The organism is Anaerohalosphaera lusitana (assembly GCF_002007645.1).
Classification (GTDB): Bacteria; Planctomycetota; Phycisphaerae; order Sedimentisphaerales; family Anaerohalosphaeraceae; genus Anaerohalosphaera; species Anaerohalosphaera lusitana.
This window is the reverse complement of record NZ_CP019791.1, coordinates 3,168,917-3,184,566: the sequence shown is the minus strand read 5'-3', so window position 1 is coordinate 3,184,566 and position 15,650 is coordinate 3,168,917. Positions and strand designations below refer to the sequence as shown.

The 15,650-nt window shown below is 48.3% G+C and carries 13 protein-coding genes; all 13 read right to left on the bottom strand.

The genetic code is table 11. From position 1 onward, the window contains the following. Window position 1: 1 nt before the first annotated feature. Window positions 2–2,221 carry an exopolysaccharide transport family protein gene (locus STSP2_RS12775; RefSeq protein WP_146663147.1) on the bottom strand — a complete coding sequence of 740 codons (2,220 nt, stop codon included), beginning with the start codon at window positions 2,219–2,221 and terminating at the stop codon, window positions 2–4. A 12-nt stretch (window positions 2,222–2,233) separates the two neighbouring features. After that, window positions 2,234–4,132, bottom strand: coding sequence for an exosortase (gene xrt / locus STSP2_RS12770; protein WP_146663146.1), 1,899 nt, complete (start codon window positions 4,130–4,132; stop codon window positions 2,234–2,236). Window positions 4,133–4,136: 4 nt separating this feature from the next. Further along, window positions 4,137–4,625 (bottom strand): glycosyltransferase, encoded by a 489-nt coding sequence (locus tag STSP2_RS12765; RefSeq protein WP_146663145.1) that lies wholly within the window; start codon window positions 4,623–4,625, stop codon window positions 4,137–4,139. After that, entirely contained in the window at window positions 4,622–5,041 is a 420-nt protein-coding gene (locus STSP2_RS12760; protein WP_169853204.1) for a glycosyltransferase family protein, read from the bottom strand. Before STSP2_RS12760 ends, STSP2_RS12765 begins: the two co-directional genes overlap by 4 nt. A 64-nt stretch (window positions 5,042–5,105) precedes the next feature. Continuing rightward, complete coding sequence (locus STSP2_RS12755; protein ID WP_205847897.1) at window positions 5,106–6,023, bottom strand: hypothetical protein; 918 nt, start codon at window positions 6,021–6,023, stop codon at window positions 5,106–5,108. A 2-nt stretch (window positions 6,024–6,025) separates the two neighbouring features. Continuing rightward, window positions 6,026–7,048: a Gfo/Idh/MocA family protein gene (locus STSP2_RS12750; protein WP_146663143.1), complete on the bottom strand. Its 1,023-nt coding sequence runs from the start codon at window positions 7,046–7,048 to the stop codon at window positions 6,026–6,028. 38 nt (window positions 7,049–7,086) lie between these two features. Then, window positions 7,087–8,178 carry a CapA family protein gene (locus tag STSP2_RS12745; RefSeq protein ID WP_146663142.1) on the bottom strand — a complete coding sequence of 364 codons (1,092 nt, stop codon included), beginning with the start codon at window positions 8,176–8,178 and terminating at the stop codon, window positions 7,087–7,089. Further along, window positions 8,175–9,209: a glycosyltransferase gene (locus tag STSP2_RS12740; protein ID WP_169853203.1), complete on the bottom strand. Its 1,035-nt coding sequence runs from the start codon at window positions 9,207–9,209 to the stop codon at window positions 8,175–8,177. Before STSP2_RS12740 ends, STSP2_RS12745 begins: the two co-directional genes overlap by 4 nt. Before the next feature lie 188 nt (window positions 9,210–9,397). Continuing rightward, window positions 9,398–10,771 carry a phenylacetate--CoA ligase family protein gene (locus STSP2_RS12735; protein WP_146663140.1) on the bottom strand — a complete coding sequence of 458 codons (1,374 nt, stop codon included), beginning with the start codon at window positions 10,769–10,771 and terminating at the stop codon, window positions 9,398–9,400. A 2-nt stretch (window positions 10,772–10,773) separates the two neighbouring features. After that, entirely contained in the window at window positions 10,774–11,715 is a 942-nt protein-coding gene (locus STSP2_RS12730; RefSeq protein WP_146663139.1) for a glycosyltransferase family 2 protein, read from the bottom strand. A 29-nt stretch (window positions 11,716–11,744) separates the two neighbouring features. Next, window positions 11,745–13,133, bottom strand: a complete 1,389-nt coding sequence (locus tag STSP2_RS12725; RefSeq protein ID WP_146663138.1) for an O-antigen ligase family protein — start codon at window positions 13,131–13,133, stop codon at window positions 11,745–11,747. Continuing rightward, window positions 13,130–14,041: a hypothetical protein gene (locus STSP2_RS17360; protein WP_169853202.1), complete on the bottom strand. Its 912-nt coding sequence runs from the start codon at window positions 14,039–14,041 to the stop codon at window positions 13,130–13,132. Before STSP2_RS17360 ends, STSP2_RS12725 begins: the two co-directional genes overlap by 4 nt. Window positions 14,042–14,072: 31 nt before the next feature. Then, entirely contained in the window at window positions 14,073–15,650 is a 1,578-nt protein-coding gene (locus tag STSP2_RS12710; protein WP_146663135.1) for an oligosaccharide flippase family protein, read from the bottom strand.

The following is a 15,650-nucleotide window of genomic DNA, read 5'->3' as shown; positions in this document are numbered from 1 at the left end:
ATCAGTTCCCTGATGTGAGCAGAAGAGGTCTGTTTCGTGTAGGGCCGTTTTTGTCGGCGGGTGATGAGGATGCCTTGTAATATCTGTAGCCGTATTTATTGTATGAGTGAGCGGTGTGGACACCGTTGAGGACCGTCCCCAGCACAGTGATGTTGAGTTCATGAAGCCTGCCGTAAGCTTCCTTGAGGTCGTCTGCTGCTGTTTTGCCTGCGAAGCTGGCGAGTATTGTCGCGTCGGCGATGCGAGCCCAAAGCAGGGCGTCGGGGAAGGCGAGTACAGGAGGGGTGTCTATTACAACATGATCGTAGTATCTGCAAAGATTTCGTATGTTGCTTTGGACCTCGGGTCTGGACAGCCTGTCGCAGGCCTTGAGACAACGGTCGTAATTGCCGAGGACATCGAATCCTGCTGATGGTGCGTACCAGAGAGCGTTGGCAAATGGTTTGCCTTCAAGGACGTCGGAAAGTCCTGTAGTGCCTTCAGGGAGATTCAGGATGCGTGCAATGTCTGGTTTTCTCAGGTCGCCGTCAATGAGCAGGACCTTTCGGTCGTTCTGTGCCAGGCTTGCAGCGAAATTGATCGAGAAGGTAGTCTTGCCGTCCTTGGGCTGACTGCTTGTTACTGCTAATATGTGTTGATTCTCTTCTTCGAGCATGCTGATGTTGGCTCGTATAGTGCGGTAGTCGTCGGCGAGTCTTTCCGAGAGCTCTGATCTTTTGACCTCGGTTGGGCATACGGTTGTGCCGATGATGCGGGTGCTTAGTGATTTGTTTAGGTCGGTGGGTGTACGCATGCGTTTGTCTGATCGATCGATCATTACTCCAAGAAAGCCGCCGCAGCAAATTGAACCAAGGACCGCAACGATCGCCAGCTTTTGTCTTTTATCTTTGGCGATGACGCTGGATGCATAGTAGGCGACGGAGACGCGGGCGGGTCTTTGGCTTTCCATTTCGATCTTCTGGATCTTGCGATTGATAGCGTCGTAAAGTTCTTTGGTTAGCTCGAGCTGTTCCTGGTGGTCCTTTATCGCGAGGTGTCTTTTGCCTAATGTGATTAATTCTGCGTTGGTACCTTCTAGTTTTTCTCTTATGCGCCGTTCGTTTTCGCGGACTTTGGCAAGTTCGGCTTTGAGTTCGGCCACCTGAAACTCCGAGCTGCGGTTTATCTGTTCCTCTATGAGCTCCTCAAATTTTTTGCCTATGTCCTCGCGTCTCTGGTCCAGTCGTGTTTTTAAGGCTGTGAGTATTTCTTTTCTTTGTTCGAGCCTTGGATTGCCTGAGACCATTGTTTGCTGATCGCCCAGTACATCTCTTTCCAGTTTGGCCATGTCTTCGGTGAGGGCCTTTATGGTCAAGTCAGCATTTATGAATTCGTATTTTAGCTTCATGCGGTCGGTGGGGGCGAGCAGGACCTTGTCACCGTTGACTTTCATCTGTACGTTGGCCTCAAGGGCAATCCTTTTGGTTTCGAGGGTCGTAAGTTCATTCTGGAGCTTCATTACCTGCTCAAGCATCATTTCCTGTCGGCCGGTGAGACTTGTTGTGCCGAATTCTTCGGCGAGCTGGCGAATGATCTTTCGCTGCTGCTGCATTTGTTTTGCTGTTGAAGCTCTTTTGTTCTCAAGCAAGGCGAGTTTGTTGTCTTCGCCCTGATTTTCTTCATAGGCCTGCATAGTCATATAGACGCGTATGAACGAGTCGACAAGTTCTTCAGAGAATGCGGTGTTGTTGGTTTTCATTTTGATGTTGATCAGTTCTGTTTTTTCGCCGGGCTCGATGAGGATGGTTTCTTTGTTGATCATGAGCTTCAGGATCGCTACGGGGTCCATATCGGGTTCGCATATGCGTATGCCTCTTTTGGCCATGTCTTCGGCGACGCGATTGAGGATCTCGTTGCTGGACATGAGCTCGGCCTGGGTGTTCATAAAGCCCTGGTAGTTGGGCATTACGTCCTGGGTTTCGGCGTCGTCGAAGAGTACATTGGGGAGTATCGGTGAAACTCTGATGGCGCCGACTGTTTCGTAAGACGGTTTGAACATGTAGAAGATGGCGGGGATGCCTATCGCACAAAGGACGACCACGGTCAGCAGAACGATGTACCACCGTCGCAGCAGTGCCTTGATTATCTTGAACAATGTCAAGGTGTTTTCAGATTCTTGCTTTGTGCCTTCCTGGGCGTACGAGCCTAGATATGATTCATAGTACTTATCGATCTGATTCATAATCGTGCTCCTTTATTTTCGTTTAAGGATGAGAGATCCATTTCTGGTAAAGCTTGAAAAGAAACGTAATTCGAGCAAAACGAAACCCATGGCCAGGGGGACCATGGCGAGTCCTCCAATGTCGTGTATTGTTTGCTGAATTTCGTTAGAGCCGATCTGCATACTCAGTCGGGCGGTTGCGCCGAGTCGGATAGAGTTACACAACAAGCTGAGAGGTATGCAGGAGAGTATTAGTGAGGACTTGATCCACGTCGGGCTTTCGATGATCAATGCTATAAAGCAAGTTAGAATTGCGAATGCCATGATCATTCGCAAGCCGTTGCATCCTTCACTTACGAGGATCCGTGCAGAGTCAAAATCCAGGTAGGCACCGTCACGTGAGACAGTTATGCCCATTATTTCCATACCGAACATGACCGAACTGATGGCCAGTTCCTGCAGGGGTACTGAGATCGAATTTCTTAAAGAGGTGGGCAGGGGAAACATGAGCAGCAGAAAGAGCAGCAGCGGGGCTGTCCTGCGTATGGAAGAGATTCCAAAGAACAACAGAAGCAGTCCGGTGATCGCGATCAGGATGGAGAGCCTGTTCAGTGATCCATACATGAAATATGTTCCGAAATGACGTGTGATTTCTGCGAGGCTCAATGCCAGAATTCCCCAGAGGCTGGGCCTTAATTTGAGCTTAGAAAGTTCTTCTCTCTTTGTCCAGGCAGCATAGAGTGCCAGCGGCGGGACGAGGGCACCTGCAGCATGAAGTCTGCTGTTTTGCCAGATATCAAGCAGATTTGAAATCTGAGGCCAGTATGACCATGTGAATAGAAAAACTGCTGTTATGGCAAAGACTTTAGTGAGAAGGCCTCTGTTAATGCACTTTTGACTTTGTGAGCGAATAGCGGCGGGTAATTTTAGTGAATGATTCGGCAAGAAATTTCTGTCTTTCGCCGCTATTACACTATTCTGCCTTGATGAGTTCTTTTTTAACCGTGTGTTCTGACTGATTACGCAGTTGCTGAGTTCGCAATTCTTATCTATTGTTACATCGTCCCATACAATCACATCTTTGAGCAGGCAGTTGCTTTCGACGATTGTGTTTTTACCGATCACCGAAGGGCCTATGATGGTCGAGTCTTTTTCGATTCTTGCATCAGGTCCTATGAGACAGGGGCCGAATATGCGAACGTTCTTCGCTATCCGGGCATCGGTGCCAATGAGAATGTTCTCTGAATGCCGTGTGAAACGATCATTGCGAACTATTGAAGGCAGGGTGTCTTCATCCAAGAGCAACTGTCGGACCGCATGGAGATAGCTCCGCCAATCCGTGAAGTGGAGCAAAGAAAAGGCCAATCTACTGTAAGCTACCGTGCCTCCCTGTTTGATCAATGAGGGGATCAAATGTTCCTTTATGTCGATGTAGGAATCTGAATCTATATAGGGACATACGCTTCTGTTGCAGATAAATGCTTCGGTTTTGCCGGTGACCATGTGGTCCTGCTCATGAACGGCGTCCATTGCGATTGTCAGATCAGCCTTCTTTTTAAGGTGTGTCTCGAGAATGCTGTCAATATCGGGGAGTTTGCAAATACTTGAGCTGAATATAACGAATTTTTGGGCTTCAGGGGTCGCTTCGGCCGCTTGTCGAATGATGCCAGCCGATCCTACGGGTAGCGATTCTTTTAAAAATGCGGCATTCATATCCTTTGGTACATTTACTTCATCCTCTGATAATTCGCCTGTTCCCAAGGAGATGCTGACATTGACCAGGCCTCTATCCTTTAACTGTATGAGTGTTCTCTCCAGGGCTGGTCGGCCGAGTACGGGCCAAAGGCAACGATTACGTACCTTTTCCAGGGCTGAGCTGTGAAAATGACAGCATTCGGTTAGAAGAATTACCTGTAAATTGTCATATGTCATGGGATCAAAGACCTCGATCCAGCTCTTTCAAGAATTCGCGTATTCGGTCAAATACTTTTTCCGGCTGTGGTTCTCTTTTGAGCGGGACAAATTCTGCAAGATTGACGACCCGCTCGGGCAGTTCCGTTTCGCTGTAGGCGGGCAGGAGCAGACCCTCTGCGGCAAATCGACGGCATATTGCTATCTGATGGTCATTGACGACTTCGCCAAATTCCTTCAGCCTCGGCATTGCAAGGAGGGGTTTGTTCATTTTCAAGGCTGTGATTATGGTACCCATTCCTGCATGGCCTATGACGGCTGAGGCATTTGCGAACTGTTCGCCATACTGTTTTGAATTCAACAGCGGTTTGAACGGAAAGTTTCGGGGTATATATCTTCCGTTTCCCACCTGGGCAAAGAGATCGTCCTTTATGACGCCTTTTTCGACACACATGTCGACAGCTTTTACGAGCCTGTCAAAGCCGAATTGTGCGCCCACTGTCAGAAATATCATACTATCGCTCCAACATACTCTGCTTTAGTGTATCTGTTAGTTAATTCAGGCCATTGGACGAGCATCAGGTCTGCGAAGTGTCTGACGAATCGTCCTGAAACAGAGAGCTTTTCAATGTTCGTTATGCTGTCGATCCAGACGATCTTTGCTCCGAGCAGTTTTGACCACCCGCAGAACAGAGCCAGAGGCATCGAGCCGGTGGTAATAATCACATCCGGTCTTTTTCGAAGAGCGAGTGACAGGGTTTTCAGCAGTACGAGTAAGCTGCGGACAGGCTTACGTCTGTTGCATTCGCCGATGCAGTAGGTTGGTCCCCGGCTTTCTAACGGCTGGGCCGTCTGCTTTCTGGTCGTTACATAGAGGTCCGGTTTCTGCTGAAAGTCCCAGCAGTTCAACAGGATCAATAATTGGCTCATATGTCCACCAGCGGAGCATCCAACGCAAATAGTTCTTTTCTTGCCTGATCTCATATTTTTCATGTTAAGCCTGCTTCTGGTATGCAACTACGGGTTGAGTTCGCTGTTCTTGTGAAAATGCTGATTCGATAAGTTCTTTCGTTGCTGTTATATGTGCCGGAGTAGAAGCACCGAATATGACGGACTTGATGCTTTTGAAGCCGGAAATGTAATCTATGGCTTCGGTTGGTCTCAGAGCACCTGCTGCAAGAACGGACATTGCGACGGGCTCGAATGATTCATGAGTCAGCGCGGTCTCGTATGCTTCGAGGCCGGGATTCATCTGGAAGCCTTTTTTGTTGATGGCACTGCAGATGACAGGGCTTTCGACCCCATTGGACTTGAGAAGATGCAGCAGGCGGGGCATGTTGAGCGTCATAAAGCCTGCACGCGCATTGTAATTGTTCTCGATATAGTCAATGAAATCGCAGAAGACATCCGCCCAGCCGAGTCCGAGCAGGAGATCAGTGATTATGTTCTGCAGGAAAACAACCTCTACGTTCAGGTCTCGAAACATTTTCATTTCTGCATCGAGCAGCAGCTCCATGATACGTCTGGGATGTTGGGTAAAGACGAAATTGCCGGCCTTTGCCATCATTCCAAATGCATTGGATGCGCTGTTGTCGCTGAGAACAACTTCAGAGACAGCGCCAAGTATCCCTTGTTCATTTACCATGTTTGCATACTTGTGGGCATATGGTACGCAGGGATAGAATCTGATGCCAGGGTACTTATGCTGGTTATCTCTGAAGTAATCGCAAATGATCTCGACCTGAGCGTGGGTGCTGAATGAAAAGCCTCTTATCCCAGCGGAATAAGCGTAGTCAATCACTTTGATTATTTCGTCAATGTTTTGGAACCGGCGGGCGCGTTCCATACCTTTTTCTTCTGAAAGATGGCTTACGCCGAAGAACTGATTATCACCCAAAATAACTCTATCCATGGTTATGCACTCCTTGAAATGAAATCTTCCCTTATCATGTCGATCACCCGGTCCGCTCTTTCGCCGTCTTCGAATGTGCAAGCGCCCTGGGTGTCATTTTCTATTACGCTTTGTATGAAATGATCAAGTTGGAGAGTGAACTCACTGCCGCGAAGCGAGTATCGAACGGGCTGGTCGAGCTCGGGCAGGTAGTGAATGTTCCAGCCTTTTGTATATGGGCTCTCTGGGTCGGGGTCCTTTCGGAGATAAAGCCGATATTCCTGTCTGTCCGCTATTATTTTGCCCTGGCTGCCAAGTATTTCTATTCTGTTGAAGGGTTTGCGATAGCTTTCATCGCTCCAGGTGACCATTACATTTCCGGAGAGGCCGTTTTCGTGTTCGAGCATTGTGTAGACTGCGTCCTCTACCTTTTCAGAATAGATCGTTTTAAGCATGCTTCCGCCGACCCTGGAGACGGGGCCGAACATGAACTGTGCCAGGTCGATGCAGTGTGATGCAAAATCCAGAATGCAGCCGCCTCCAAGTTCGCCCTTGCTTCTCCAGCTTTTAGAGCTTTTCAGGACCGTTCGGCCGTACATTTCGTTTTTGTAGTGGATGACGTCGCCGATATAGCCGTGGTCCACGATGTCCTTTACTGTCTTGAATACTTCATTGAATCTAAGGAAATATCCAACCTGATTAACAGCATTTTTGCTTGCGGCCTTGTCGGTGAGAGAGCTGCTTTCGTCCCGACGCAGGGCCAGCGGTTTTTCGACGAATACGGCTGTGTTGCTGTCCAGTGCATCACTGACTATGTCAGCGTGGTAAGCCGTTGGTGTTGCAACGATCACAAAATGCAAATCTTCTTTGCTCAGCATCTTTTTGTAGCTGCCGTACAGATTGACGTCGGCATAGCGTTTGAGCTGTTTGCGGACAAAGTTTGATGATTCGCAAACGCAGGTGATATTTACTGCTGGGTGGGTGTTAAGAATGGCATAATGTGTAATGCCCATACGTCCGAAACCAATTACTCCTCCATTAAGCATGTCTTTCTCTCCTGATTAAAGCCAAAGGTTTTTATTTTTTACCATGTGCCTATTCGCCTTTTCAGCGGGCGAGCGAGTATCTGTGGCCAGAATATTGGCGGCTGTGTCGGTATGCTGCTTACTGTGTGTAAACGCAGATGTTTCTTAAATCCGGCTGTTTTTTTGAGCAAGTCGTTTTCATATTCGCTTTGATAATGAGGGTTGTCCGCAACTGTACGAAGTATGCCGTTTCTGCGTACCACCTCTTTGAGTATTGTTCGCTCCTGATCACCTGCTGCAATGTGCGGGCGATACTCATTGTCCATGACGATTGGGAAAAGCTGTGCTTCGGCAATAACGTTTCCTTCAAAAGTGAGGCTCAAGATGACGGACCATCTTGTGTCCTTCCATATTCCGTTGAATATGAAGTTGCCCAGACTGTATGCTATGAGATTTCCCCGGCTGTACTCTATTCCCTGTACGACATGCGGATGATGACCTATTACGGCAGTTGCGCCTGAGGTGATCAATGAACGGGCAAACATTGCCTGTTCATGGCTGGGTCTGTCAATGTATTCATCACCCCAGTGGATGCTGCAAATGCAGGGTCGAACAGCGTTTGCGCATCTTTCAGCAAAAAGCATCATTTCGTACCTGTGTACGTCATTGAACGAGTACTTTTCATTCCGCATTGAAATGCCTGCGATCTCTATGGTTTCATCATTGCAATTCAGCTTTGCGACCGAGAGTCCGCCGGAGAAGTCTTTTCTTGCGCCTGCGCCTACGACTTTTATGCCGACAGCTTCGAGATTTTTGACAGTATCGCATGCCGCCTTTCTGCCGTGTTCAAGGATGTGATTGTTTGCAACGTTGGCAACAGTAACCCCCCAGGATCTCAACAGTACGGCAGCGTAAGGGCTTGCCCGCAACTGCATGCTACGCAAGGATCGGGGGCGTTGGTCTATGTCGGAAATGACACATTCGACGTTTGCGAAGACAGCATTGTGTTGGCTGAGTATTTCTCTGGTGCTTTCGGGGAGGAAATCAATGCCTCTTTTGCAGAGATTCCTGCGGACTCCTTTGCCCATGGCGTAGAAAGAGTCGCCGCACATGATGTCGCCTAGGAAGGCTATTTTCGTTTTCTTTTTCATTGGCTCCTCATTCGGAATGTGTCTCGGTCAGCGGCTTCGTCTTCGAGTCTGGATGCAATCAGTTCGGATATTTTGTCAACCTGGGCGGTCCAGCTTCGATCCTGGGCCAGTTGCTGACGCTGTTTTGACCGTGCTTCAGTATCATTCGTGAGTTCGTGTACTATAGCGTCGCAGAAGCTTTGGGGTGAATCAGCAACACTGATGAGTTCATTGTAAAGCGATGCTACCTCATCTATTCTGACTGAAACTATGGGTCTGCCTGAGGCCATGTATTCGGCCAATTTGAGCGGGTTGCAGTGCCTGATCCAGTCGGTAACGCGCCAGGGCAGCAGGCATACGTCAAAGCTTGCACAGAGGGAAGGTATTTGCTCATACGGCTGCTTGCCGATATAGTGCACGTTTGGTTTGGCGAGAAGGTCCTCGTAATCTCCGCCGGTGATTTGGCCTGCAAGTATGAATGAATATGAAGGAAGTTTGTCTGCACAGTGCTTCAATGTCTCGATGTCATTGTTGGGCGTGAGTGATCCGTAGTAGCCGATAATGGGTGATGGGACGTTTGTGGCAGCAGGGTGTTTGGAGCCTGATGCTGCGGCTTCTTTGAAAAGGGAGTAATCGACGCCATGAGGGATATAGTGGACATTTGAATGCTGGCTGCGTTTCAGGTCGTAGAGTCTTTGCGATACGCATATGAGCAGATCGGACATCCGCGTGACAGCTTGTTCTCTTTTGCCGAGTTGTACCTTGTTGGCGGTGTACTTGCATTTCGCAAACAGATCCGAGACATGGTAAACGGTAAGTTTCGGCTTCATTGAGCTGATCATTTCGGCTGATCTTACGTTTTCAACCCAGACGATGGGTCGTTTGAATTTGAGCAGTTTTACTACCGTGGATAACTGATGCCGGAGGATCGTATTGTTCAAGCTGTCTAGATGGTGCTTGCCCTGGAAGGGCAGGAAGACGGGGCTGTAAATGTGAAGGCTCTCAGATTCACGACGATAACACTTGAGGATGCTTCGCGTTTTTCTTAGCATGCGCGCTGCAATGCCTTTTCTGATCCTTCCTGACAGATCCGAGCTGAACGGGTTTATATATAATATGCGGTTCTGTTGTGCGAGAAGCCGCATTATATGGGTTGTGCAACTGGGATTGCCGGACCACCAGTCGGTGGGGCCGAAGCATATGATGTCATGACCTGAGATCAATGCAGTTCGCTCCTTTGCTATTTGTGTACAGGATAGATGATACTGAGGCATTTACCGTTCTTTGTTTTGGTGAGTTGACTGACTCTTCTGGTTGACAGTGACAATTCATTCGGCAGTTCCGTTACTACGATGTTATGGATCTTTCGGCGATCAGAAGGGCTGAAACTGTCTGCGGGTACGTATTCGAGTGTCAAGCTGCCGTCCTTAGTTGACCTGACGCCGATGTCTGTGACCGGGAGTTTTGCTATCTGGGAGCAGGCGTTCTTGCACAGGCGGTACATGGCGGTGGAGCCGATCTTTCTTCCTGATCGTGTTGTTACCGTGTTGGATTCGCGGCCTATTATTTTGTCTATGACTGGGTAATTTCTACCGCAAGTGCAAGTGTTGTCCGAAACGGAGACCATATCCTGGGTGTCGTATCTGATGAAGGGCATTGCGTTGTTCCAGAATCCGGTTGCGACTATCTTGTAAAATGCTTCGTATGGTTTTGAGGAAGGTATGAGCTCGGTAATGCCGTATTCAGGGATTATGTGGTAGCTTCCTTTTTCGCAGGTGTGGATGTAGCAGGTTCTTTCTGCGCTGCCGTAGAAGTCGAACACAGGGCAACCGAATCGGGACTCGATCGCGGCCTTTATGTCATCGTCGAGAACTTCTGAACTGGTGAGTACGGCTTTCAGTTGTGCTTTGCGGCAGGTGTGCCCGAGGAACTTTGCGAGGCTGTATATCGCGCTTGGATATCCGACTAGTGCCTTAACCTTGAAGCGGCAGATGGCGTGTAAATACTGCTCGGCGGTTTCCTGTGAAAGATGATATGTTGAGAGGATCAGTTCGTGCATGGCTGGGTCGTAGGCGAAATATTTGCTGTTTTTATCGTTGACGGAGGAGACTTTGCGCCAGGTCAGGTATGCACATCTGTCGTTGAGTTTCAGACCCGCCCAATCGAACTGTCTTCTTACGAAGGCGTGTTCGTTGCCGATCGATCGCCAGTCCCTGTATACGGGTAAGGGGTGGCTGCTGGTTCCGCCTGTGCTTGCTTTGTGTAGCATGGCAGGGGAGACTGCAGTGTTGATCATCGCGTCGAGGTTGTTACGAACCGTGTCCTTGTTCAGTATGGGCATTTTTTGTATGTCTTGCAGTGTTTGAAAGTTTGACGGTGTCAGGCCGGCGCTGTCCATGATGGATCGGTAGAAGGGGATGTTGTGGAAAATATTTTCAATCAAGCTGATCATAAGGCTGGTCTGCAGTTCATTTATTTGCTCTGCAGTCATCCATTGTGTCCGAGCGAGCCATTTTCTGCGTTTTCTGAACGGGCCCAGAGTTCTTTTAATCAGCATCGACTGAATGCCTTTGGCCTTGATCCTTGAATCTGTTTTCAGGGTACTAATGCTCAAAATTACTCCTTTGCGAATGCCGAAAGAAAAACAGTTTTGATTCCTTTGAGATAGGCAGAATGTCTGATGGCGGCTTCTTTTCGTCTGCCCTGGTCAGCCAGATAGATGGCCGACCAAACGGGCAGCCGCAATGCGAAGAATACGATCATCAGCATTGCTGCGACTTTGTGGGCGAAAAAACCTTTCTGTTTGCGGATGAATCTAAGAATGCTCAATTTCAGTTGTATAATCATTTCCGGTTTGACCTGACGGGTGCTCTGTCCGCCTAAGTGAATTATCTGTCCTTCGGGTGTGAAGCGGATCTTGTAGCCGTTCTTATTAAAACGGTAACACCAGTCGGTCTCTTCGCCGTACATGAAGTAATCCTCGTCCATCATGCCAACGCGATCGATAGCTTCTTTTTTGACAAGCATAAAGCAGCCGGTGACAACCTCGACTTCACGGCTGTCTTCACGGTCCCACCAGGTCATCGCTTCGCGACCGAAGAAGGTACTACGTGGGAATATCTTGTTGAGATAGAACGTAGACATGAACATGTTGGTCAGTGACGGATACATGAAGCAGCTTCGCTGCAGGGATCCATCCTGGTTAAGAACTTTGCAGCCGGTGACAGCGGTATCATTTTGTTGCTTTGCGAATTCAAGGGTCCTTGAGATGGCGTTGTCGAGTACAATGGTGTCGGAATTCAGGAGCAGTACATACTCACCAGAAGCTTTTTGGATGCCCTGGTTATTTGCTGCAGCAAATCCCCGGTTATCCTCATTGCTTACGAGGGTTGCTTGCGGGAAATTGTGGGCAACCATATGAGGTGAACCATCGGAGGATGCGTTGTCAACGACGATCACTTCGAAATCAACACCCGCTGTTTGTTGATAGACGGATTCGAGACAATCATGCAGGACCTGTTTAGTGTTCCAGCTTACGATTATGATGGATAGATCCATATGATTCCTTGTGTTTGCTATTAGTATAATCAAACAGTCTGTTGAGCCGGTACTTTTGATGCGCCGGTGTCTTGCGTCATCGCTAACATTCGTTTATGCTCTTCGAAAAATGCACGCCGGCGGGCGAATTCAGATCTTGCAACGATGGTGGGCATAGATGCGCCCAGAGCGAGTAATACATAGAAGGCTGTTGAGGGCTGGGAGAAAAGACTGCATGAGAAAAACGTTGCCATAGTGCCCAGTATTGCGCCTGTCAGGCCCCAAACCATGAATTTGCCGGCAAAGTTTCGGGCCATCTGGAAAGCTAAATAGAGATACTTGAGAACAAAGTACAAAAGGGCCATGAAGGGGATCAGGCCCAAAAGGCCGTATCTTGAAAGCACCATAAGATAATGGTTAACCATATCTGTGTGGTCCCGGTTGTCGATCTGTTTGCTCCAGCCAGGGTCTTCGTGTCCATATCCAGCCAACCAGTGATCCTCCATGCCGCCCTTGAAAAGAGCAACTTCGATCAACTGGGCCCTATACCATGCGCTGCGGGGGTTGAGTGTGAAGCTCCCGAGAACGTCATAGAAGTTCCTGTTGCTGTAGATCTCGACGGAGAGAAGAAGCATTACGATGGCGAATAGAGCACCTCTCCAGTACTTGCGATACGGATAGAAGAAAACAAACATGACTGCGACCATGCCTACAAGCCATGAACCGCTGCTGATCGACGAGAACACGCCCGCGGCCATGCAGATCAACCCGATCAGCCACCATCTTCTTGCCGGTGAATCTTTCGCGGGTATGAGGCCTATCGCCGCTGTTCCGAGCATAGCAAAAAACAGACCGCTCATTATTGAAACGCCAAAGGTCAGATTGGCCCTGTAGAAGCCGTGCCGCGGTAATGGGGTGTAATCCGGGAGCCTTCCTGTCGATGCAAATTTCTGCATGAAGCCGAACGGGTTTACGCCGGTGAAAGACTGATAAAGACCGATCATAGCCAAGGGGCCGAGTGTAAATAATATGCCCTTGAAAAGTTTTCGATAGTCCTGAGCGGAGCAGACAACAATTCGGAAGGCGAAATAGGGCAGTGCCATGTCAAATGCCGCACCGCCTCGATTGACTATGAAGGCGTTGAACTCGCTTTCTGTAAACATGCCCGCCACTGTTTGAGCAGCGAAATAAACTATTATGAGCTTGTCAGCAGTATTGAGCCTGAATCGGCTCAAAAGCTCTGAATGCATCAATATGCGAAGAAAGACTGCCAGGATAATTATTCGACCTACGGAGAAATCGATCCCGCTCAATGATACTTTCAAGTATGATGGATACCATGCGAGCAGAGTAATGTATATTATCAGCCCCCATATTGGTTGAGCCAATATGACCAGGCCGCTGCCTAATGCTGCAATTATCATTGTAATTGCTGTCATGGTTTCAACCACCTATCATGGTTACAGAATGTGTCAATAAATCGTGCAGCACGTTTTTCGGCTCTCCGTAAGAGGGATAGATGCGTTAGTTTGCTGCGTACAAAAAGATTGGTACAAAAGAATGCTGTGCGACATTGTGGTCTGTCTGGTACACGCTTATCTAACTGGCTGCTTATGCCTGTGACATATTTTTGAAAAGCTGTTTCCCAACGCAACATCGTCGAGGTTCTAATGTCCAACTGAGTCAGGAATCTGCTCCATTTGAGAGGGATATAATATGTTTTGTGCCCGCTCTTAAAGAATACTACTGCAGGTTCGTTACGAGAAGCGTTCAGCCTGATAAGGTTCTGATAAAGAACGGCAATACTGTAAATGGATCTGAAGATGACGAAAGAAACGGGTACGGCAAATCGAAAAGACCATTCGTTATCGATGATTATCCAGTTGTCATTTTTGCAAAGCACGTTACGCGGTATCAAATCTATCAGGCCGGGGCAAAGACAACGGGCAGATTCAAAATCACATGTTTCCGAGCGGGCGATTATCGTAAGGAACTCAATGGGAAGAGTTTTTGTTACCGGCAGTGAGTTGATCCGGGCAATGAAATCATCAAGCCACTTAGTTGCCTGATCAATGCGACGTTTCTGCAGGCACTCTATTACTTTGTCTTCTACCGATGGCAGCGGCAGGTAGTCGTATTCTATGGAAGATCCGTGGAGTGTTCCGTTCAAAACCTCGAATACATCCTTAACGTATTCCGCATTTGCCTGTTCCTTTTCCGGGATCGTTTTTATGAATTCTTTGGCAAGTTCGCTGGCGGGACATTTGTAGATGGATTTGTGTTGCGAGTCCTCAAATGTCACAACCTGCGTTCTGAATTGCGGCTTACGTTGAATGGTTTTTTTCATGTTATTAGTCATTTGTCAGATTATCAGTTTTTCAGGTAGTAAGCGGTGCAAAGTATTTCCTGGCCCATCCTGCGGTCATAACGCATGATGTCTTGCAGATATTGATTATTCGCTGTTTTTCTTCTCTCGTAGTTGCGAGAAAGAATGCGGGTACTATATATGCAGTTGCGAGGGCGAGTACATGGGTTAGAAGCAATGACCAGTTGTCGATTGTCTGTCTTGCTATAAAGTGATCGTTAGTCATTAGGATCACAGCCAGGATCGTCCAGGGAATAAGAATGCCATGAGTATAGAATCTCAACGGATTTATGTGCTGCATATGGCCAATGATCAGGGGCATGACTATGCCGTGCATAAGGCTGATAGTGCAAAGGAACGAGAGTGCTATTCCGGTCAGGCCGAGATCGGTTACCAAGGTGATCGTCACTGCTATTGTGATCTCGAGGATGCCCTCAATAGCGGTTATGATGGCATAAAGTTTCTGGTAGCCCATTCCGCTTAGAAAGGATCCGGTCGCAGAAAAGGATGCTTCAACCAGAGTGCCGGCAGCCAGTATCATCAATGGCGGTACGACCTGTATGAAGCTGCTGTCCAGCCAGAGATGTATGAATTCATCACTGACAGCAAAGACAATGAGCATTATGCCTGATGAAATTATTGCCCCGTATCTGATGGATTTTACCAGCAAATCCACGGCTGCTTCCTTTCTGTTCTTTCCATCCAGGTATGAGAAACGTGGAAAGAGCACGGTTATTGGAGAAACTGAGGCCAGGCGTGCATTGCGAATGAGTATAGATGCTATGGCATAGAGGGCTACCGCTTCGATTGAGATCATTTTGCCGATTATCAGTTTGTGATTGGCCAGACGGAGAGTATAGACGATCTTGATGACCATGGTCAGAAGGCCGAATTTTGCCAATCCGTTCAGCCGGCCCAGTTTTATAAGCGGAAATGCGAGCTTGACATCCTTGCATGTTTTTTTGAAGGTGATGTAAGCGATTATCAGCGCGCCGACAGTTGCGAAAAGATTTGCGAAACCGATCTCTATCAATCCATATCCCATGTACAGGCAGCCTGCGATCGCAAGTGCCCTGGTAATGGCGAAGATCACTGTAACCAGATTCGCAATTAGCCATCGCTCGTAAGCCCTGATAGCGGAATCAAAAACGCGAAAAACGCATTCAAAAGCGGCTGCAAGTCCCATTATTCGGATGAGGTATACAAGGTCGTTGCTGGCGGAATAGAAGTGGCCCAGCGGCTCGCTTATCAGGAATGAGATCAATGCTATCGTCAAGCCAATGATGATAAAAAATGCAACAGCGGTTGTCATTGTTTCTGAAACCGCCTGTTTGTCGCCTCTGGCGTGGTGATAGGGGACAAAACGGAGAATGCCCGAACCTACCCCTATGCGCAACAGACCGTAGTATCCGATGAAGCTGCCTACGAGGATCCAGATGCCGTAGTCGACTTTACCCAGTGTTGCAACCAGTAGGGGGGTTAGAATAAGGCTGATAACGGTATTGGTCAGAAGTGGGCCCCATGTGCTCATAGCATTGAGGACTAGAGAAGGGCGTTTCTGAAGGTTGTTGTCTTTCGGGAGGTGGTTCAT